We start from the raw sequence: 20,061 nt of genomic DNA, 5'->3' as shown, positions 1-20,061 counted from the left end.
TCTCGTCACCGAATACCGCTACGACTGCCAGCACCGCCTGATCGGCCTGACCCGCCCCGACGGCCAGACCGCGTCATACAAGTACGACGCTTTCGGCCGACGCATCAGCAAAACCGTCAATGGCGAAACCACCGAGTTCTTCTGGCAAGGCGATCACCTCGTTGCCGAAAGCAGCGAAAGCGAATACCGCAGCTACGTCTACGAACCCGGCACCTTCCGCCCGCTGGCCCTGCTCGACGGCAAAGGCCCGAAAAAAGCCTGCCCGTTTTATTACCAACTCGACCATCTCGGCACCCCGCAGGAACTCACCGACTACAGCGGCGACATCGTCTGGTCCGCGCAATACGACGCCTACGGCAAAGTCGCCGCACTGACCCTGGCCGGCGAGGATTACCTGAACCAGCCGCTGCGCTTTCAGGGGCAGTACTTCGACGGGGAAAGCGGCCTGCATTACAACCGGCACCGGTATTACGACCCGAGGCTGGGGCGGTATCTGACGCCGGATCCGATCAAGTTGGCCGGTGGGCTGAATCAGTACCAGTACGTGCCGAATCCGACGGGGTGGGTGGATCCGTTGGGGTTGAGTTCCAATTGTCCGGGTGGAGATAAATGCAAGAAACCAACTCTTGAGTCAAACGACCCGACCACAAAAATAAAGACTGGTGAAAAATATCCTGAGCGCACTGTACCGCAACCGGCGTACTTGTACCGTGGATCTGCAAAGGACCCATCGGAAGTCTTCGAGAAGGGTTTTAAAAGCAAGGGAGATAGCAATGACCTATTTCTTCACTCAATCGATAGTGACTTCCCTCCAAGTAACTTTATTAGCACCTCTCTTTCAAGAGAGATGGGGAAGGCATTCGCTACCAGCTATTTCACACGTCCCGGATTTCTCTACACACTGAAAATGATCCCAGGTCATGACTTGAAAAAAGAGTTGGGTGCATCTTATAGGTTTAGTAAGGAACAGGAAATTGCCATCCCTGGTCAGATCAAAAGGGAAGATATTCTTGGTGCTACACTTATTATTGATGACGGCAAAGAGTTTGGTTACTCAATTCCTAATCCGCACAGGAAAATAAGCAAGTGAGAAAAATATTTACAGTTGACGTTTTGATGAATGGTAATAAGAGGAGAGTTGATCTTGCTTGTGATTTTGTAGCTATATCTATAACAGTCGAGGTTCTTGGTGGGCCAAAAAAGACGTATTTTGGAAGTGATTTTTATAAGTGTTTTGCGGCACTAAGACAAGATAATGATGGTTTGGTTTTTTATTGTAAGGGGGCGAAGACTAATGTTCATCCATCAAGCATGTCCTCGCAGATGTCTCTCGGGCTGAAAGCATATGAGTTGGTGATCGGCAAAGAACCTTCAATAGATGACCTCGTATTCATCTTTGATTATGAGGAAAAGGATTTGTCAAATGATCCCGACGAGCAAAGGCAGTTTTTTTTGAGTTGGATGACTTCTTGAGTGTTGCGAAAATAACTCGATCTTTTGGTGCTTAAGCAAAACTTAGGTGGTTGTTGGACGCTTTGTTTATTTAGTAGTCCTTTTGTTTTTGTTAGCTGAACGTTGTTTTGATATGGAAGAGGGAAATTATGAGTGCAGTCGATAGTGATGAAAGGAGTGATTTCGGTCTTGGTCTTCATCAAACAACCGATAAAAAAAGTGACATTGAAGGAGATTCTTTCAGAGGCGTTCCTAGCTCTAGGTTTATTAGTTATCGGGCACAAATGAACTCATATAATGAAGCGCTGACAAGGGAGATCAGAAACATGCCGCGCTTTACGGGTGAGGATAGTATGGGGAATTTAGTCGTGCGGATGCCTGCAGAAGGTGTGGGTGAAGGATATGAGCCTAATCCATCTGAACCGACAGAGCCTAGATTCATGCCTAAAATGAATGCGTTTGAAATGAAGTTTGATTTTGAAACGTTACAACCCTACGCCCTGTATCCGGTGGAGAGTGTTTGATGTTGATACATCCCTATCTTGATGTTCCATATAATCCGCAGTTGAAGCATTTTCTTGGAGGATTCGATATATACGATCGCGAGGAGACGCTGGGCTCGGAATTGGCGGAGTACGATCCTGAGTGTCCTTCGGATAGAGTGGGACTGATATCTAAGTTTGTTGTGAAAAGATTTTCGGGGCTGACTTATCGGCACAAGTTTGTCTTGTTTTCCGTGTTGGGTGAGGCTTTGAATGGCGAAATCAGTGATCTTGCTAAGGTTTTTAAACATGATCCGTTTTCTCATTCATTGCTCCCATTTGGTTGGAACGAAATGAAGGATCCGAAGAGTTTTTTTGAACAAATATACTCTATCCTGACCGAAGTCTGGGCTGATGATATATACCTAGCCAGTCAGGAAGACTGCTCAACGTGGTAGCACGCATTAGAAGCGGAACCTAGAGTTTCTGTATTGACCTCTCCGCGAGCGAGCCCGCTTTCCACAGGAATTTTTGTTGTGTAGGGATATCAGCGTCGGCTCATTAGTTGTGGGGTATGGAGGTCACCAGAGGCTAGGCTATCAATCACATGCACGCTATACCCCGGAACATTCTTCGCATGATGCTTCGCCTGTGATGCCATCTCCGCAAGCTGACTGGCATCAAGGTGCGCGCAGGCGTCGGGCTGTAGATGCACGACGCCGATGGACAGTGACAGCAGCGGAAACTCCTGCCGCACCCCTTGGCGATTCGGTGCGATAAAGCATCCAGCTTCAAGATGTTCCGGGCGATAGAAACGTCGGCATTGGCTCTGGAAGTCATCAAGAAGTTGATTGAGGCGTTTGCGCCAATCCTCGGGGCCAAGGACCAAGAGGAAGTCGTCGCCGCCAATATGGCCGACGAAGTCGCGGCTCGGGTCGACGCGCTCGTTGAGGCATTGCGCCAGACACAGCAGCACTTCGTCGCCGCGCCCGTATCCGTAGATATCGTTGAAGGGTTTGAAGCTGTCGATGTCGACGTAACAGATGACCGACTCGCGGCCTTGTTGCAGCAAGCGCGTCAGGCATTGCTGGATCGGCACATTCCCCGGCAACAAAGTCAGCGGATTGGCATACCGCGCCTGTTGAATCTTCAGCTCGGTGATCAGTTTAAGCACGTCGATCACCCGGCCAAGACCCAGGTAGCCGCCGTTAAGAGTAATGATGAAGTCTTCTTCAATGCGTTGCCGCGCGCGGCTGGTGATCAGGCGGCTGACTTGTTGCAGCGACTGGCTCATTTCCACGGCGAGGAAATCGTCGTTCATCAGGCGGCTGATCGGTTTACGCGCGAACAGGTCGGTGGCGAACGGTTTGAGCAGCGCATCCGACAAGGAGTGGCGGTGGACGATGCCGCAGGGTTGGCCTTGTTCGTCGAGTACCGCCAATGAGTTGAGGTTGGCCTGGCGGCGGAAGGCTTCCAGTACGTTGGCGGTGGGTGTGTCGCGATGCACGGCCGGTTGGTCGTTGAGCAGGGCGCTGAGATCGCTGCCTTCGTCGTTCAGCGCGACCGCGCTGCTGTCGTGTTTGGGCATCAAGGCGCGGGCGTCGCGGGGCGGATGTTCCTGGGGACGACCGAGCAAGTAACCCTGGACCAGATCGACGCCCATCTCGGTCAGCACCGCGAGTTCTTCCGGCAGTTCGATGCCTTCGGCGATGACTTGCGCGCGAGAGGCTTTGGCGATTTGCAGGATCGAGCCGACGAATTCACGCTTCAGCGCGTCCTGATGAATCCCGTCGATAAAGTGCCGATCGATCTTCACGTAGTCCGGGCGCAGTTCCGACCACAGGCGCAGGCTTGAATAGCCGGCACCGAGATCATCCAGTGCAATGGAAAACCCCATGGCCCGGTAGTGATGCAAGGCGGTTTGCAGCAACTGGAAATCGTCGATGGGCGTCTGTTCGGTCAGTTCGATGACCACCTGACTGGGCGGAATGCCGAAATCCTGTAGCAACTGCAACGTGCGCCCCGGTTGATGCGCGGCTTCAAGCAGGGATTCCGGCGAGACGTTGAGGAACAGTTTGCCCGGCAGTTGTTGTTCGTTGAAACGGCGACAAGCGCTTTGGCGGCAGGCGATTTCCAGCTCGCTCAAACGCCCGGCCTGACGGGCCACGGCGAACAGCGCGATCGGCGAGTGAAGAGGGCTATTGGAAGGGCCGCGCGTGAGGGCCTCGTAGCCGAGAATACGGCGTTCGGAGAGGCAGATGATCGGTTGGAACAGGCTGTGTAAACCGCTTTGAGTCAGGATCGAGCTCAAGGCACTCAGCTGTTCGGTCGTGGTCATGGCAATCTCTGGCGATAAAAAAAGGACTGGGAGCGCTCTCGATGAAGAGAGTGGCTCCCAGTCCTTTATTGCACGACAGAATGATGACTGTTTGATGACGATCCGGGGATCATCAGCACTAAATTGCCATCATCTTACTTCTTGGCCACCTGATTGCTCAGCTTCAGGTAATCCAGCAGGACGCGCCCGGTTTCGCTCAGGTAGGCATCGTCTTCTGGTTTGACCTTGTCCGGGTCAGCAGCCGCAAGGGCGTCGTCGTCTTCTTTCTTCAGCTCTTTGAGCGGCTCTTCGCCTTTGGCCTTGCGACGGATGTTTTCCATCGTCAGCTGTTTGGCGTCGATGTCGGCGTGCTGGGCACGGCGTTCGGCTTCATTGAGGCTGACGGTTTTTTCTTCCATCAGTTTCTGCGCCAGCGTCAGCTTGTCACGGATGAACACGAACTCGGCATCCTTGGCGGTGCGAGCGTCATGTTCGGACTTGAGCTGGGCCAGGAACGGCTTGAACGGATCGGCCGCCGGTTTGATCGCCGCGCGGATGGTGTCCCACGGCATGGCTTCCGGCAGTGCGCTCTCGCCGATTTCCTTGGTGTCGATCAGCGACGGGTAGTCGATGTCCGGCAACACGCCTTGATGCTGGGTGCTCTGACCGGAGACCCGGTAGAACTTGGCCAGAGTCAGTTTCAGTTCGCCATGGTTCAGCGGCTGAATGGTCTGCACGGTGCCCTTACCGAAGGTCTGGCCACCGATGATCAGCGCGCGGTGGTAGTCCTGCATGGCGCCGGCGAAGATCTCCGAAGCAGAGGCGGACAGGCGGTTGACCAGCAACGCCATCGGGCCTTTGTAGAACGCGCCCGGGTTTTCATCTTCGAGTACATCGACACGGCCATCAGCATTACGCACGAGGACGGTCGGACCCTTGTCGATAAACAGACTGGTCAGCTCAGTGGCTTCCTGCAGGGAACCGCCGCCGTTGTTACGCAGGTCGATGACCACGCCGTCGACTTTGTCTTTCTGCAGTTCGGTCAGCAGTTTCTTGACGTCGCGAGTGGTGCTCTTGTAGTCCGGATCACCGGCACGGAACGCCTTGAAGTCAAGGTAGAAGGCCGGGATCTCGATCACGCCGAGTTTGTAGTCTTTGCCATCCTGTTTCAGGTTGAGCACGGACTTCTTCACGGCCTGGTCTTCAAGCTTCACCGCTTCACGGGTGATCGGCACGATCTTGGTGGTCTGGTCGTTCGGCGCATTACTGGCCGGAATCACTTCCAGACGCACCACGGTGCCTTTCGGACCACGGATCAGCTTGACCACTTCGTCCAGACGCCAGCCGACCACGTCGACCATTTCTTTGTTGCCTTGGGCAACGCCGATGATCTTGTCAGCCGGAGCGACCTGTTTGGTCTTGTCGGCCGGGCCTGCCGGCACCAGACGCACGACCTTCACTTGGTCGTTGTCGCTCTGCAACACGGCACCGATGCCCTCGAGGGACAGGCTCATGTTGATGTCGAAGTTTTCCGCGTTATCCGGCGACAGATAGTTGGTGTGCGGATCGTACGACATGGCGAAGGTGTTGATGTACGCCTGGAAGATGTCTTCCGGACGGGTCTGGTCCAGGCGCGCCAACTGGTTCTTGTAGCGCTTGGTCAGGGTTTCCTGGATCTGCTTCGGCTCTTTGCCGGCGATCTTCATCCGCAGCACTTCGTCCTTGACGCGTTTGCGCCACAGGTCATCGAGTTCTGCGGTGGATTTGAGCCAAGGGGCGTCCTTGCGGTCGATCAGCAAGGTTTCCTTGGTGGTGAAGTCCATCTTGTCGACGCCTTTGTTCAGCTCGGCAAGGGCGAAGTCCAGGCGCGCCTTGACGCGGTCCAGATAGCGCTTGTAGATGGTGAACCCGGCGTTGAGGTCGCCGCTCTTGAGGAAGTCGTCGAACTGGGTCTTCCACTTGTCGAATTCGGCGATGTCGCTGGCCATGAAGTAGCTGCGCGAGGGATCCAGCAGCTTGAGGTAGCTGTCGTAGATGATCACCGAGCGCGCATCGTCGAGCGGCGGCTTGCTGTAGTGGTGACGCTTGAGCAACTCGACGACGTTCAGGCTGGCGATGACTTCATCGCGATCAGGCTGCAACTTGTCCCAGCTGTTGGCTGCGAATGTAGTGCCCGACACCGGCAACAAACCGATACCGATGAAAAGAGCGAGGGCGGTGCTGGGGAGCAAATGCTTCATGCTGATTCGACGCGGGGACAATTGATAACGCATATTAGGCCGTCTTTGAAGTCGCCGGTTCTACGAGAGCCGGTCGCATAATGCAAAAAGCCCGGCGCTACAGCTTCGGGCTCAGTCCAGACTCACTATGGAGGCACTGTGAAGGCATTGCAAGGCGTTGACGGTCAAGTGGCATGGGTTGAAGAGCCGAGCCCTACGTGCGATGTAGGACAAGTCCGCATCCGAGTGGCGGCAGCGGGCCTCAATCGCGCCGATTTATTACAGAAAGCAGGGCTCTATCCGCCCCCGCCAGGCGCCAGCCAAGTGCTCGGTCTTGAGTGCTCCGGGGTGATCAGCGAGGTCGGCGCGGGCAGTGCCTGGCAGGTCGGCGATCGGGTTTGCGCCTTGCTGGCCGGGGGCGGGATAGCCGAAGAGGTGGTTGTCGACGGACGGCACGTGCTGCCGGTTCCTGAAGGTGTGTCGCTGATAGAAGCCGCCGCATTGCCGGAGGTTTATGCAACAGTCTGGCTGAATGTGTTTCAACTTGCGGCGCTCAAACCGGGTGAGAAAGTTCTCCTGCATGCCGGCGCAAGTGGAATCGGTTCAGCCGCCATTCAGTTGTGCAAGGCGTTCGGCAATCCGTGTTGGGTCAGCGTCGGTTCGGCCGAGCGTTTGGCTTACTGCGAAGCGCTGGGCGCGCAGGGCGGGGTGGTGCGCACCGATGATCTGGAGAGCCTGCGTGATTTCGGGCCGTTCAATGTCATCCTCGATCCGGTCGGCGGTAATTATTCGGCATTGAACCTCAAGCTGATGGCGCTGGATGGGCGCTGGGTGTTGATCGGTTTGATGGGAGGCCGTGAGGCGCAGCTGGATCTGGCGCAGGTATTGGGCAAACGCGTGCAACTGCTGGGCTCGACATTGCGCAGTCGAGATGATCAGTTCAAGGCGGATCTGTTGAGTGATCTGGGTCAGCAGGTGTGGCCGTTGTTTGCGGAAGGGCGGTTGAGTCCGCAGTTGGCCAAGGCATTTGCGGTCAAAGACGCTGAGGCGGCGTTTGCGGAGCTGGCGAGTAATACCGTTTCTGGAAAACTGGTATTGGTGATTGACGAAAGCCTGAGCTGACCCAGGCCGAAGAAGCCCCTCACCCTAACCCTCTCCCAAAGGGAGAGGGGACTGACCGAGTTGTTCTGTCGAGGTCCATCGACCTGACACATGGTGTCGAACTCAGGTTCGGGATGTCAGCCTGCAATTGCAGATTAAATGTTTGTCATTTCCAGAGGTGGATTGGCCAGCCGGATTTTTCAGCGTGCTCCAGCAGCACCGGATCCGGGTTGACCACGTGCGGGAAATCCACCTTCAGCAGCAGGGGCAAATCATTGCGTGAGTCGGAATAGAAACTCGCGCCTTCCAGGTTTTCCTCTTCCGCATCCAGCCATTCCAGCAACCGGGTGATTTTGCCTTCGCGGTAAGTCAGCGTGCCTACGGTTTGACCGCTGTAAACGCCATGGGCGACTTCCAGTTCAATCCCCAGAATTTCATCAATGCCCAGTCGATCGGCAATCGGTTTGACCAGGTGCGTGCCCGACGCCGAGATCACCAGAATCCGGTCGCCGGCCTTGCGGTGGGCGGCGATGGTCTTGGTTGCGTCGCTGAAGATGATCGGTTCGATGACGTCTTCCACCCACGGCCCGACCAGATGATCGACTTCTTCCGGCGTGCGGCCGATCAGCGGTTCGAGGCTGAACGCCATGTACTCTTCCATGCGCAATTTGCCATGGCTGTAGGCGTCCATCAGTTCGTTGTTCTTGCGCATGAACGACTCGGGATCGACCCAGCCCAGGCGCCCCATCTGCTCGCTCCAGAGGGTGGCGCAGTCGCCGTGGATCAAGGTTTCGTCCAGATCAAAAATTGCCAGGGCCATCAGTGCAGTTCTCTCTTCAACGTCAGCAAAGTCATCAGGCTACCTCACACAGGGCCGTCGGATCGATGGAAAGTGCCAGACGCTGACCGTCGGGATGCAGATCGGCGGCGGAGCGGTTAAGCACATCCACCACCAGTTCCACACCGCGCGCTTCGATGCGGTAGCGGATGACGTTGCCGAGAAGGCTGTGGCTGCGGATCTGCGCGTCGAGTTCGCCGTCGAGGCTCAGTTCGATAGCCTCCGGGCGAATGGCGATGCGGTGGTTTATCGGCCGCTGCAACAGCTTCGACGCGTCGTCGGCATCGAGCAGGTTGTAGTTGCCGATGAAGCCGGCGGCGAACACATCGACCGGCGCGGTGTAGAGGGTTTCGGCATCGCCGCTCTGGACGATTTTTCCCTGATTCATCAGGAAAATCCGGTCAGACATGGTCAGCGCTTCTTCCTGATCGTGGGTAACGAAAATCGTCGTCAGGCCGAGTTCGCGCTGAATCTGGCGGATCTGTTCACGCAAGTGTTTACGGATTCGTGCATCGAGGGCCGACAGCGGCTCATCCAGCAGCAGCAAGCGCGGACGAGTCACTAACGAACGGGCAAGGGCGACGCGCTGACATTGGCCTCCGGACAATTGATGCGGATAGCGGCTGGCGAATTCGTTCAGTTCAACCAGTTTCAACACTTGCGACACGCGTTTATGACTGTCGTCGGCATTGACCTTTTGCATGCGCAAACCGAAGGCGACGTTTTGCTCGACGGTCATGTTGGGAAACAGCGCATAGCTCTGGAACACCATGCCGATCCCGCGTTTCTGTGGGCTCAACGGCACGATATCGACACCATCGAGCAGGATCTTGCCGCCATCCACGGGCGTCAGGCCGGCAATGCAGCGCAGCAGGGTGGATTTGCCGCAGCCGGACGGGCCGAGGAGGGTGACGAACTCGCCCTTGTTGATCTCGCAATTGATGTCGCTGAACACCGTGGTGCCTGCGTAGTTTTTCTGCAGGTGTTGGACGCTGACATAGCTCATTCGCTTTTGTCCTTGTTCAAGATGTTGGCGATCCAGGTCAGGACCAGCACGAAAAAGAAATACGAGATAACCAGCGCACTGGTGAAGTGACCGCTGCTGTTGCGCATGTTGTTCAGATAAACCTGCAGGGTTTCGTAGCGCGTGCCGACGAGGATGTTGGCGAAGACGAACTCACCGAACAGGAACGAGAACGACAACAGCAACGCGACCATCAGGCCTTTGCGCAGGTTCGGCAGCACTACCAGGAACGCCGCCTGAAAGGTGCTGGCGCCGAGCAGTTGTGCGGCGTCCATCAGGTCGCGCAGGTTGATCGCTTGCAGGTTGTTGGTGATCGCCCGGTACATGAACGGCAGCGCCACAGTGAAGTAGCAACCGATCAGGATCCACGGCGTGCCGACCATCGCCATCGGCCCGGAACCATACAGCTGCAGTAACCCGACTGACGACACCACCGGAGGCACGGCGAAAGGCAGCAGGATGAGGATGTTCATCAGCGCATCGAGTTTCGGAAAGTGGTAATGCACCACGAACAGCAGCGGCAGGATCAGCACCACCGACAGCACCAGCGCGCCAACGCAGACCAGCAACGATTGACCGAACGCGTGCAGGAAACGCGGATCGCTCCACAACTGGATATACCACTTGAAGGTGAAACCGCTGGGCAGGATGGTCGCCGACCAACTGCTGGCGATCGAATAGATCAGCGTGCCCAAGAGTGGCAGCAAGAGGATGGCGAACAACAGGTACACCACGGCGCGGTGGTAGAGGCCGGCCGGGCCTGATTCAGCGCGAGACATGGTAGCTCCTCTTCAACAGCAGTTGATGTACGACGGTGACGATGGTCATCAGCGCCACCAGCACCACGGCCAAAGCGCTGGCCAGATTCGGGTCGAGGGAGATATCGCCGGAAACCATCGCCGCAATCCGTATCGGCAGCACGTTGAAGTTGCCGGTGGTCAACGCATACACCGTGGCATACGCGCCGAGGGCGTTGGCCAGCAGGATCACGAACGTGCCGAGCAGCGCCGGGGTCAACACCGGCAGACCGATGTGTCGCCAGAACTGCCAGCCGTTGGCACCGAGCAGTGCGGCGGACTCGCGCCAGTCTTCGCGCAAGGCGTCGAAGGCTGGGTAGAGCAGCAGCACGCCGAGGGGGATCTGGAAGTAGGTGTAGAGGATAATCAGGCCGGTTTTCGAGTACAGGTTGAAGTCCTGGATGATCCCCGACTGCTTGAGCATGATGGTGATGCTGCCGTTGAAACCGAGCAGGATGATGAACGCGAACGCCAAAGGCACACCGGCGAAGTTGCTGGTCATGTTGGCGAAGGCATTGACGAAATTGCGCAGTTTCGAGTCGACGCGGCGCAATGAGTACGCACCAAGTACGGCGATGATGATGCCGAATACGCTCGACCAGAAACTGATTTCGAGGCTGTACTGGATCGCCTGTAAATAGAACTTCGAGCTGAAGATCTTGCTGAAGTTGGCGAAGCCCCAGCCGAACTCTTCCGATTGCAGGCTGTTGATCATCACCCAGACCAGCGGGGCGATTTCAAAGACGATAAAGAACAGCGCGAAGGGCACCAGGCACAGCGCCGCCAGCCATTTGCCGCGAGTCATCGAGTTCACTTGAGCAACTCCCGGCACACTGGTTTGTCGTGGGGCACGCCGAGCAGTTCGCAGACGGTGCCGCAGATGTCGGTCTGCTTGGGTGCGGCGCCAGCGTCGAGGCTGAACGCGTCACCGAGGACAAACAGCGGCACCTGGCGTTCTTCCGGCAACAGGCCGTTGTGCGAGCGATCGTTGTTCATGCCGTGATCGGCGGTCACCACTACCTGATAGCCAGCGTCGAGCCAGCTTTGCAGATAGTCGGCGAGGATGATGTCGGCGAATCGCGCGCTGTTGCGGTATTGCGAAGAGTCGAGGCCGTGTTTGTGCCCGGCGTCGTCGACGTTCATCGGGTGGATCAGCAGAAAATCCGGCGCGTGACGCAGGCGCAGGTTTTCCGCGTCGGCGAACAGGTGCGAATCCGGGTAGTGATCGTTCCAGTAGAAATGCCCGTGCTGGATCGGCAGCGACAGGTTGTCGGTGTGACGGTCACGTGCCGCCACAAACGGTGAGCGGTTATACAACTCGCTGACCCAGTGATACGCCGCCGCAGCGGTTTTCAAACCGGCATCGCGGGCGTAGTGATAAATGCTGCGCTGGTTGGACAAGCGCGAGACGTCGTTGTGGACGATGCCGCTGTCGATCGGCGGCACGCCGGTGAGGATGCATTCATAAAGCGGTCGGGACAGGGCCGGCAGTTCGCACTCCAACTGATAGAGCGCGGCGCGTCCTGCGCCAACATAAGCCTGCAGATGCCCCATGGCGTGACGTGCGACCTCGTAGTTGAGGCCGTCGAGCACGACAAGGATGACGTTGTGCTTCATAGGGGCAAAAACTCCGCGAAACAGGAAATTTCAGATTCAGCCGAGATCCCCTGTGGGAGCGAGCCTGCTCGCGAATGCGGCAGATCATTCAACATTGAGGTTGACTGACACGACGCCTTCGCGAGCAGGCTCGCTCCCACATTTGGATCTTCAACAGATCACGCAGTAGTGATCAGCCGCGTTATTTCATCTCGACGATGACTTCTTCGTTCCACTTCTGTGGCAGGGCCTTGGAAGTCTTTTCCCACGCATCGGCGTCTTTGATCGGCGTGACCTTTTTGTACTGCTCATTCGGCAGCAGCTTGGCCTTCACGTCTTCCGGCAGTTGCAGGTGCTCGGCGCGGATCGGGCGGGCGTTGCCGCGAGCGAGGTTGGTCTGGCCGGCGTCGCTGAAGATGTATTCGCGGGTCAGCTTGGCGGCGTTAGGGTTTTTCGCGTACTTGTTGATGATCGTGGTGTAGCCGGAAATCACCGAACCGTCGGACGGGATCAACACCACGTAGTCATCCGGGTTGGCCATCTTGGCTTTGTAGCTCAGGCCGTTGAAGTCCCAGACCACGCCGACTTCGATCTCGCCTTTTTCCATGGTGGCGATGGTCGGGTTGGCCATCGACAGGCGACCCTGTTTGGCGATGTCGGCGAACAGCAGCAGCGCAGGCTGGATGTTTTTCTCGTCGCCACCGTTGGCCAGTGCCGCAGCGAGAACGCCGTTGGCGGCTTGGGCGGCGGTGCTCACGTCACCGATGGACACCTTGTATTTGCCGCCCTTGAGGTCAGCCCATTTGGTTGGCACTTCGGAGCCATGCAGCAGCTTTTTGTTGACGATGAACGCGATGGTACCGGTGTAGGCCAGTGCCCAGTTGCCGTCCTTGTCTTTGGCCCAGTCCGGGACTTGATCCCAGGTGCTTGGCTTGTACGGTTGCACCACGCCTTGCTTGACCGCGATCGGGCCGAAGGCCGCACCGACGTCGCCGATATCGGCAGTGGCATTGTCTTTCTCGGCGGCGAACTTGGCGATTTCCTGGGCCGAGCTCATGTCGGTGTCGATGTGCTTCAGGCCATAGGTTTTGGCCAGGTCTTCCCAGGTGCCTTTCCAGTTGGCCCAGTCATCGGGCATGCCGACGCTGTTGACGGCGCCTTCCGCTTTCGCAGCGGCTTCGAGGGTTTTCAGATCGGTGCCGGCCGCCATGGCGGAGGTGCACATTGCAATGGTCGAGCCTAACAGTGTTGCCAGGAAAAGCTGTTTCATTCCGAAGCTCCTTGGTCGTGTTCAACGCTGCGATTGCGGTGTGTGTTGGTCTAGGTCAGCAATACCTGAGCCAATTTAAGGGGGCTGGATGACACTTTGATGTCGGCGGCCTTGTGTCAGGCCTTTTATTTGCCCGGTATTGGCGGGTGCCAGATAAGCGTAGACCATGCCCAAAGGCCCGTAGTGCAAGGGACTTGGCCGATGTATTGCAAGTCATGAAGACGACCGTTCGGTAGTTTTGTCATCTCTCGGTCATCTGCACTGCCTAGGCTTGCATCATCAGAAAACGGCTTGATCGCCGTGCGTTTTTGCCCCGAAACAGTGCTGGTCTAGTCCAGATAGGTAACGTTGATGCGCGATGAGGCAACAAAAGCGGTGACAGCGATTGGCCAGGTGTTGCAGGAGCAGCTCGATCACGGCTTGCTGGCGGCGGGCAGCAAGTTGCCGGCCGAGCGCAAGCTCAGTGAGTTGTTTGGCACGACGCGGATTACCGTGCGTGAGGCGCTCTTGCAGTTGGAGGCGCAGGGACAGATTTATCGCGAGGAGCGGCGGGGGTGGTTCGTTTCGCCGCCGCGTCTGGCGTACAACCTGATGCAGCGCAGTCACTTTCACGCGATGGTCAGTGCGCAGGGGCGGGTGCCGTCGACCGAGGTGATTTCGGCGCGGTTGCAGCCGGCTTCGGCGGCGGTTTGCGCGTGGTTGCAGTTGCCGGCGTTGTCGAGCGTGATTCAGATTTGTCGGTCGCGGCGCATTGATGGGCGTTTGGTGCTGTATGTGGAGCACTATCTGAATCCGCAGTTTTTTCCGGGGATTCTTGAGTTTGATTTGAATCAGTCGATGACCGAGTTGTATGCGCGGCATTACGATTTGCACTATGGGCGGGTGCGTTTTGAGATTGTGCCTACGTCACTGTCGGTGGATGCGGCGGCGGCTTTGCGGGTGTCGGTGGGGAGTCCGGGGTTAAGGATTGCTCGGGTTAATTATGATCAGCATGAGCGGTTGATTGATTGTGATCTGGAGTTTTGGCGGCATGATGCGATTCACGTATCGGTTGATGTGGTTTGATCGTTTTGGGTGTATATCCGTTGCTGCGGTAACGGCTACTTAGGGTTCCGCCCTTACGGCGGGTCACCTTTTCCAAACGCCGAAAAGGTAACCCAAAAGGCTTGCTCCTACGTGCGGCCCGCTCGCTGGGGCTCGGGGTTCCTTCGCTCCGAGATCGATCCGGGCGCAGCGCCTACGGTTTGCTTCGCTGCACCTCCTCTCGCTGTGTTTGGCTGCGCCAAACGGTCGCTGCGCTCCCACCCCCGGATCAATCCCTCCACTCAGCCTTCCGACGTCGCCCGTGGATCAAGATCAAAAGCGGTACTCGAGCTAACGCTCATTGTGTTGAGTGGTGAGAAGCCGAAGCGATATAGGTTTGCCGGTTGGACTCAATCCCTGTGGGAGCTGGCTTACCAGCGATGGCGGCCTGAGAGCCGACCTGTTTCTTGCGGATGTACTCGATCCCTTGTAGGAGTGAGCCTGCTCGCGATGGCGGCCTGGGAGCCGACCAATTTCTGGCAGACTGCACACGGTCCAAATGTGGGAGCGAGCCTGCTCGCGAAGGCACTCCCACAGTCACCTCATCTCTACTTGCCCGCCCCCGCATTGGCATACAAATAATCCGTCGCCAACGAGGCCAATGTCCTCACGCCCACCACCAACGCCGACTCATCGACAAAGAACCCCGGATTGTGATTCGGCGCGGCTTTGCTCATGTCCTGATCCCGTGGCGTCACGCCCAGAAAAACAAACAGCCCCGGCACTTCCTTGGCAAAAAACGAAAAGTCTTCCGCGCCTCCCACCAGCGGTGCATTCACCACGTCATCCTTGGCCGCCCACTTCAAGGTCGGCAGCATTTTTTCCGTCAGCGCCGCGTTGTTGATGGTCGGGTCGTATTTTTCGATGATGGTCACGTCGGCTTTGGCACCGCCGCTTTCGGCGATTTTTTCCACGGTCTGGCGGACGTCGGCATGCAGCTTCTGGCGGATGCCGTAGTCGTAGGAGCGGATCGTCCCGGTCATGTCGACGGATTCGGGAATGATGTTGTAGCGCGTTCCGCCGTTGATGGTGCCGATGCTGACTACTGACGGATAAGACGAAATATCGGTGCGGCGGCTGACTACGGTTTGCAGGCCGACGATGGTTTGCGCGCCGACGGTGATCGGATCGATGCCGTCCCAAGGGCGGCCAGCATGGGTTTGTTTGCCGAGGATTTTGATGCGCAGGTCGTCGGAGCTGGCCAAGGTGGCGCCTGGGCGGTAGGCGATCTGGCCGGCGGGGACACCGGCCCAGACGTGCAAGCCGAAGACCGCGTCCGGTTTCGGTGATTTCATCACGCCTTCCTGCACCATCATTTTTGCGCCCCAGGTGTTTTTGCCGTCGGGGATGAAGTCGCTTGGGCCTTCTTCGGCGGGCTGGAAGTAGAACACCACGGTGCCGGGCAGGGTGTCGCGCATGCCTGTGAGAATTTTCGCCGTGCTCAGCAGGATCGCGGTGTGGGCGTCGTGGCCGCAGGCGTGCATGACATCGACTTCTTTATCGAGGTAGGTGCCTTTGGCTTTCGAGGCGAACGGCAGGTCGGCGACTTCCTTGACCGGCAGTGCGTCCATGTCGGCGCGCAGGGCCACGGTCGGGCCGGGCAGGCCACCCTTGAGGATGGCGACCACGCCGGTGCGGGCGACACCGGTTTTGACTTCCAGGCCCATGGCTTTGAGTTGTTTGGCGACCAGTTCGGCGGTGCGTTTTTCCGTGTTGCCGAGTTCTGGATGAGCGTGGATGTCGCGGCGGGTTTCCAGCAGTTCCGGTTCGAGTTTTTGCGCCTGTTCGGCGATCGTTGTGCGGGTGCTTTCCAACGTCGCGGCGCCAGCGTGGCTGGCGAACAGGCTGAGTAGAACGGCTTGGGCAATGCGCGTCAGTTGCATCGGTTTCTCCTTGATTATTGTTGTCGGGCTTCCCTGCCTGTGACTGCAACCGCGCGCTTGAGTGCTATTCCTTCGGCTCGCCGCCACCGGCAGTGATCACTTGCACGCTCATGCGCGGCGTTGCCAGATCGAGTCCGGCCTCATCCAGATGCCGCTTGAGCGACAGGTTGAACGCCCGTGAAACTTCCCACTGCTTGATCGGCGCTGTCTTGAACCGCGCGCGCAAAATCGCGCTGCCGGACTCGAAACTTTCCACACCCTGAATCTCCAGCGGCGACCAGATGTTGCGCCGCTGCAGCGGATCGCTGCGCATCTTCTGGCCGACATCGCGCATCAGTTTGATCGCGTCGTCGATTTCCATGTTGTACGGCACCGCGACGCGGAAGATCGCGTAACCGAACTCCCGCGAGTAGTTCTTGATGCTTTTGATTTCGCTGAACGGGATGGTGTGGACGATGCCGTCGATGTCGCGCAGGCGCACGGTGCGGATGGTCAGGCCTTCGACGGTGCCGAGGTGGCCGCCGACGTCGACGTAGTCATCGATGGCCAGCGAGTCTTCGATAATGATGAACAGGCCGGTGATCAGGTCCGCGACCAGTGACTGCGCACCGAAACCGATCGCCAGACCGATCACACCGGCACCGGCCAGCAGTGGCGTAACGTTCATGCCCATGTTGGCCAGTGCGACGATCAGCGCAATGATGAAAATCGCCACGAACAGCACGTTGCGGATCAGCGGCATCATCGTTTGTGCGCGGGCGTTGGCCAGGCCTTTGCGCGAGCGGGTGAGAGCGTGGTGCACCGCGGTGTCGGCGAGGATCCAGATCAGCCAGGAGAAAATCAGCGTGCCGATCAGGCTGAACAGTTTGACGCTGACGTCATGCCCTTCACCCTCGGCGAAACCGAACAGCGACTGGCCCCAGACGCGCAGGCCGAGTTCGATAAAGACCAGCCAGACCAGCAGGTGCGCGAGGGTGTAGAAGAAGCTTTTCAGGCGCTCGGAATACAGCGCGTGACGTTTCGCCCCGCGTTGCGGTTTCAAGGAATGCCGGCGCACGAGGCCGTTGATCACCATGCACAGCACCAGCAGCACGGTGCAGATCAGCGACTGACGCAGTGCGGTGCTGGTGTCGCCGGCGGAGACGAACGTGGCGAACAGCGAGATGCCGACCAGCACCAGCGCCGGCACGTACCAGAAGGTGCCGAGGATTTCGATGGTGTCGCTGAGCGCGCGGCGGGTCAGGCGTCGTGACAGCGGCTGGTTGCGGATCAGGTGCGCAATCGGCCGGCGGAACCGCAGGATAAACAGACCGGTCGACAGCGCCGCGAGAACATTGGCGATGGTCGCGGCGGTGTGGGCCAGGTGCACGCCGAGGCTTTCGATCAGGCGAGGGTCATTCAGCGCTTCACCAAACGCGGCGAAGCTGCCGATCAGCCACAGCGGCCGGAACGCCTGATGACGCAGGATGTACAGCGCGCGATGGCGGTGCGGGCCGTCGAGCAGAGAAAATGCGATCACGCAGATCGCCGAGAAACAGGTGCCGACCACCAGCGCATAGGCCAGCACCATTGCCAGGCTTTTACCCAGCGACGACGGCAAGGCGTAGCTCATATAAACGGTCATCACCAACGCGATCAGCCACGGCCCGAGTTTGCGCAAGGCAAAGCGCAGCATGTCGAGGGCTTTGGGGTGTTGCGGCAGTTCTTCGGTGAGGCCGAAACGCATACGCACCCGGTGACCGAGCCAGATCAGTGCAGCGGCGAGCAGGCTCCAGACCATCAGGATCATGGCGAAGCCGAAGATGATCGGCAGCCACTCGTTGGCCGGCAGCAGCATCGCGCTCAGTTCGTCCTTGGCCAGGTCGAACTCGTTGCCCCAGCGGTTGAGCGGGCTGTCGGCGCCGGTGAATTGTTTTTCGAAGCTGGCGAGGGTGCCGCCGATCAAGCCCAGCACGCCTTCTTCGGGACTGGCCTGGGCTTTTTTGGTGGCGTCGCGCAGCTTCTTCAGGTCGGTGAGCAGTTGCGCGCGTTGCTTGTCGTTTTCCAGCGACTTGATGACTTCGTCGAGGGACTGGCCGAGCGGCTCCTGGGCTTCGGGTTGTGCCTTGTTGGTATTGAGCAGACCCGGAAGGCCAACCGCGTGGGCGGGCGCCAGCGGCAACAGCGTCATCAGGCAGACAAGAAGCAGACTGGGCAAAGCAAAAAGACGAGCGAACACTAGGCGGTCAACCTCGCAAGGGGCGGATTCGCTGGAGTGTACGAGGCCCACCCATTCAATGCGAGCCGGGGGCGGATTTATTCGTTGAGTTTGGCGAGGATCTTGTAGACCACGGTGGCGAGGATCATCAGCATGCCGATCCACATGGCAAACACACCGGCGTTCTTGTCACGGAAGTTGAAACCGATCGCCAGCAGGATCATCCCGCTCAGGATCGGGACGAGCATAGCGTGGAACGCAGACATCGAAATCATGGAGACTGCCTTGTCGAAATGAATGATGTAAGTCTAGGTCGAATTTGATGGAGCGGTATTGATCTGAGTAGGAGCTGCCGAAGGCTGCGATCTTTTGATCTTAAAAACAGAATCAAAAGATCGCAGCCTTCGGCAGCTCCTACAGGGAACAAGTGGTCCCGAATGGTTAAGGCAAATCGCGGCAGGCGTAGAACGCGCTCAGCACTTTGACCAGGTGCGCCAGGTCATGGCTGCCGCACAGTTCGCGGATCGAGTGCATGGCGAAGGTCGGCAGGCCGATATCGACGGTGCGCACGCCGAGGTGGCTGGCGGTGATCGGGCCGATGGTCGAGCCGCAGCCCATGTCGCTGCGTACCACGAAGCTTTGCACCGGGACTTCTTCGGCCATGCACAGATGGCGGAAGAAGCCGGCGGTTTCGCTGTTGGTGGCGTAGCGCTGGTTGCTGTTGACCTTGATCACCGGGCCGGCGTTGAGTTTCGGGCCGTGGTTGGCGTCGTGCTTTTCCGCGTAGTTGGGGTGCACGCCGTGGGCGTTGTCGGCCGAGACCAGCAGGGATTTCTGGATGGTGCGGACGAACTCGTCACCTTCCGGCAGCAGACGTCGCAGGGTCTGTTCGAGCATCGGGCCATCGGCGCCGCACGCCGAGCAGGAGCCGACTTCTTCGTGGTCGTTGCACACCAGCACGCAGGTTTCGTCGGTTTCAGCGGTGAGCAAGGCTTGCAGGCCGGCGTAGCACGACAGCAGGTTGTCGAGGCGCGCGCCGGCAATGAAATCGCCGTTTAGGCCAATAACTGCAGCACTTTGTGTGTCGTAGAAGCTCAACTCGTAATCGAGCACGACGTCGGCGTTCAAGCCATGTTCGCGGGCCAGTTGATCGGTGAGCACGGCGCGGAAATCGACACGCTCGTCACCGGCAAATTGCGCGAGGATCGGCGGCAGTTCGGTCTGTGCGTTGATCGCCCAGCCCTGATTGGCTTCACGGTTGAGGTGAATGGCCAGGTTGGGAATGATCGCGATCGGCGCCTTGAAGTCGATCAACTGGCTTTCGACTTTGCCGTCGCGGCGGAAGGTCACGCGGCCGGCCAGCGACAAATCGCGGTCGAACCACGGTGCCAGCAGCGCGCCGCCGTAGACTTCAACGCCCAGTTGCCAGAAGCCCTGGCGTTGCAGTTCCGGTTGCGGCTTGACCCGCAGGCACGGGCTGTCGGTGTGCGCGCCGACCAGGCGGATGCCGCCGTGCAGTGGCGACGTGCGGCCCATTTTGATCGCGACGATCGAGGAGTCGTTGCGGGTGACGTAATAGCGGCCGTTCGGCTCGGTGGTCCATGGCTCGCGCTCGTCGAGGCGCACGAAACCGGCGGCCTCCAGACGCTGCACCAGACTGGCGGTGGCGTGGAACGGGGTAGGGGAGGCCTTGAGAAAGTCGATCAGGCCTTGGTTCAACTCTTCGCGCATAAGAAACTCCAGACAGCAATGGGCGCGAGTTTAACGCATCGGCCGGGGAATTGAATCTGCACCGGATCCGT

The 20,061-nt window shown here is 58.1% G+C and carries 18 protein-coding genes; 6 read left to right on the top strand and 12 right to left on the bottom strand.

Annotation, left to right across the window (positions count from 1 at the left end; translation table 11 throughout):
* The 4 genes from QZR14_RS22830 to QZR14_RS22815 all read left to right on the top strand — a co-directional run.
* The coding region (locus QZR14_RS22830; protein WP_311997810.1) for an RHS repeat-associated core domain-containing protein at nt 1–1,090 on the top strand (1,090 nt) is incomplete at its 5' end.
* Entirely contained in the window at nt 1,087–1,473 is a 387-nt protein-coding gene (locus tag QZR14_RS22825; protein WP_311997809.1) for a hypothetical protein, read from the top strand. The genes QZR14_RS22830 and QZR14_RS22825, both read left to right, overlap by 4 nt.
* A gap of 128 nt (nt 1,474–1,601) precedes the next feature.
* Entirely contained in the window at nt 1,602–1,976 is a 375-nt protein-coding gene (locus QZR14_RS22820; RefSeq protein WP_311997808.1) for a hypothetical protein, read from the top strand.
* Complete coding sequence (locus QZR14_RS22815; RefSeq protein ID WP_311997807.1) at nt 1,976–2,392, top strand: hypothetical protein; 417 nt, start codon at nt 1,976–1,978, stop codon at nt 2,390–2,392. The genes QZR14_RS22820 and QZR14_RS22815 overlap by 1 nt, the downstream gene beginning before the upstream one ends.
* Before the next feature lie 89 nt (nt 2,393–2,481).
* Here QZR14_RS22815 and QZR14_RS22810 read toward each other — a convergent pair whose 3' ends face one another.
* Nucleotides 2,482–4,272 (bottom strand): bifunctional diguanylate cyclase/phosphodiesterase, encoded by a 1,791-nt coding sequence (locus QZR14_RS22810; RefSeq protein ID WP_311997806.1) that lies wholly within the window; start codon nt 4,270–4,272, stop codon nt 2,482–2,484.
* 134 nt (nt 4,273–4,406) lie between these two features.
* Complete coding sequence (locus tag QZR14_RS22805; protein WP_250608331.1) at nt 4,407–6,491, bottom strand: carboxy terminal-processing peptidase; 2,085 nt, start codon at nt 6,489–6,491, stop codon at nt 4,407–4,409.
* A 138-nt stretch (nt 6,492–6,629) separates the two neighbouring features.
* Between QZR14_RS22805 and QZR14_RS22800 the strand changes: the two genes are divergently transcribed.
* On the top strand, nt 6,630–7,592 hold the full coding sequence (locus QZR14_RS22800) for a zinc-binding dehydrogenase (protein WP_250608333.1): 963 nt from the start codon (nt 6,630–6,632) through the stop codon (nt 7,590–7,592).
* Between the two features lie 145 nt (nt 7,593–7,737).
* Here QZR14_RS22800 and QZR14_RS22795 read toward each other — a convergent pair whose 3' ends face one another.
* From QZR14_RS22795 to QZR14_RS22765, 6 genes are all read right to left on the bottom strand, one after another.
* Nucleotides 7,738–8,391, bottom strand: coding sequence for an HAD family hydrolase (locus QZR14_RS22795; protein ID WP_250608335.1), 654 nt, complete (start codon nt 8,389–8,391; stop codon nt 7,738–7,740).
* Nucleotides 8,392–8,425: 34 nt separating this feature from the next.
* Entirely contained in the window at nt 8,426–9,415 is a 990-nt protein-coding gene (locus tag QZR14_RS22790) for an ABC transporter ATP-binding protein (RefSeq protein WP_311997805.1), read from the bottom strand.
* Entirely contained in the window at nt 9,412–10,212 is an 801-nt protein-coding gene (locus tag QZR14_RS22785; RefSeq protein WP_250608337.1) for an ABC transporter permease, read from the bottom strand. The genes QZR14_RS22790 and QZR14_RS22785 overlap by 4 nt, the downstream gene beginning before the upstream one ends.
* Nucleotides 10,199–11,035 (bottom strand): ABC transporter permease, encoded by an 837-nt coding sequence (locus QZR14_RS22780; protein WP_172604543.1) that lies wholly within the window; start codon nt 11,033–11,035, stop codon nt 10,199–10,201. The genes QZR14_RS22785 and QZR14_RS22780 overlap by 14 nt, the downstream gene beginning before the upstream one ends.
* A 5-nt stretch (nt 11,036–11,040) precedes the next feature.
* The gene (locus tag QZR14_RS22775) at nt 11,041–11,847 is read right to left on the bottom strand and encodes an alkaline phosphatase family protein (RefSeq protein WP_250608338.1); all 807 of its coding nucleotides are present in this window, start codon (nt 11,845–11,847) and stop codon (nt 11,041–11,043) included.
* Nucleotides 11,848–12,028: 181 nt separating this feature from the next.
* Nucleotides 12,029–13,096, bottom strand: a complete 1,068-nt coding sequence (locus QZR14_RS22765) for an ABC transporter substrate-binding protein (RefSeq protein WP_027613356.1) — start codon at nt 13,094–13,096, stop codon at nt 12,029–12,031.
* A gap of 351 nt (nt 13,097–13,447) precedes the next feature.
* Between QZR14_RS22765 and QZR14_RS22760 the strand changes: the two genes are divergently transcribed.
* A complete protein-coding gene (locus QZR14_RS22760) occupies nt 13,448–14,161 on the top strand; it encodes a UTRA domain-containing protein (protein ID WP_105709331.1) in 714 nt (237 codons plus the stop codon).
* A 566-nt stretch (nt 14,162–14,727) separates the two neighbouring features.
* Here the strand turns inward: QZR14_RS22760 and QZR14_RS22755 are convergent.
* The 4 genes from QZR14_RS22755 to QZR14_RS22740 all read right to left on the bottom strand — a co-directional run bounded on the left by QZR14_RS22755 (nt 14,728) and on the right by QZR14_RS22740 (nt 19,990).
* A complete protein-coding gene (locus QZR14_RS22755) occupies nt 14,728–16,062 on the bottom strand; it encodes an amidohydrolase (protein ID WP_311997804.1) in 1,335 nt (444 codons plus the stop codon).
* 64 nt (nt 16,063–16,126) lie between these two features.
* A complete protein-coding gene (locus QZR14_RS22750; RefSeq protein WP_311997803.1) occupies nt 16,127–18,280 on the bottom strand; it encodes a mechanosensitive ion channel family protein in 2,154 nt (717 codons plus the stop codon).
* A 77-nt stretch (nt 18,281–18,357) separates the two neighbouring features.
* A complete protein-coding gene (locus QZR14_RS22745) occupies nt 18,358–18,534 on the bottom strand; it encodes a hypothetical protein (protein WP_250603855.1) in 177 nt (58 codons plus the stop codon).
* A gap of 166 nt (nt 18,535–18,700) precedes the next feature.
* The gene (locus tag QZR14_RS22740; protein WP_250603857.1) at nt 18,701–19,990 is read right to left on the bottom strand and encodes a M18 family aminopeptidase; all 1,290 of its coding nucleotides are present in this window, start codon (nt 19,988–19,990) and stop codon (nt 18,701–18,703) included.
* Nucleotides 19,991–20,061: the final 71 nt, after the last annotated feature.

It is taken from the genome of Pseudomonas sp. rhizo66 (assembly GCF_031931925.1).
Taxonomy (GTDB): domain Bacteria; phylum Pseudomonadota; class Gammaproteobacteria; order Pseudomonadales; family Pseudomonadaceae; genus Aquipseudomonas.
This window is presented reverse-complemented; position numbering and strand designations above follow the sequence as displayed.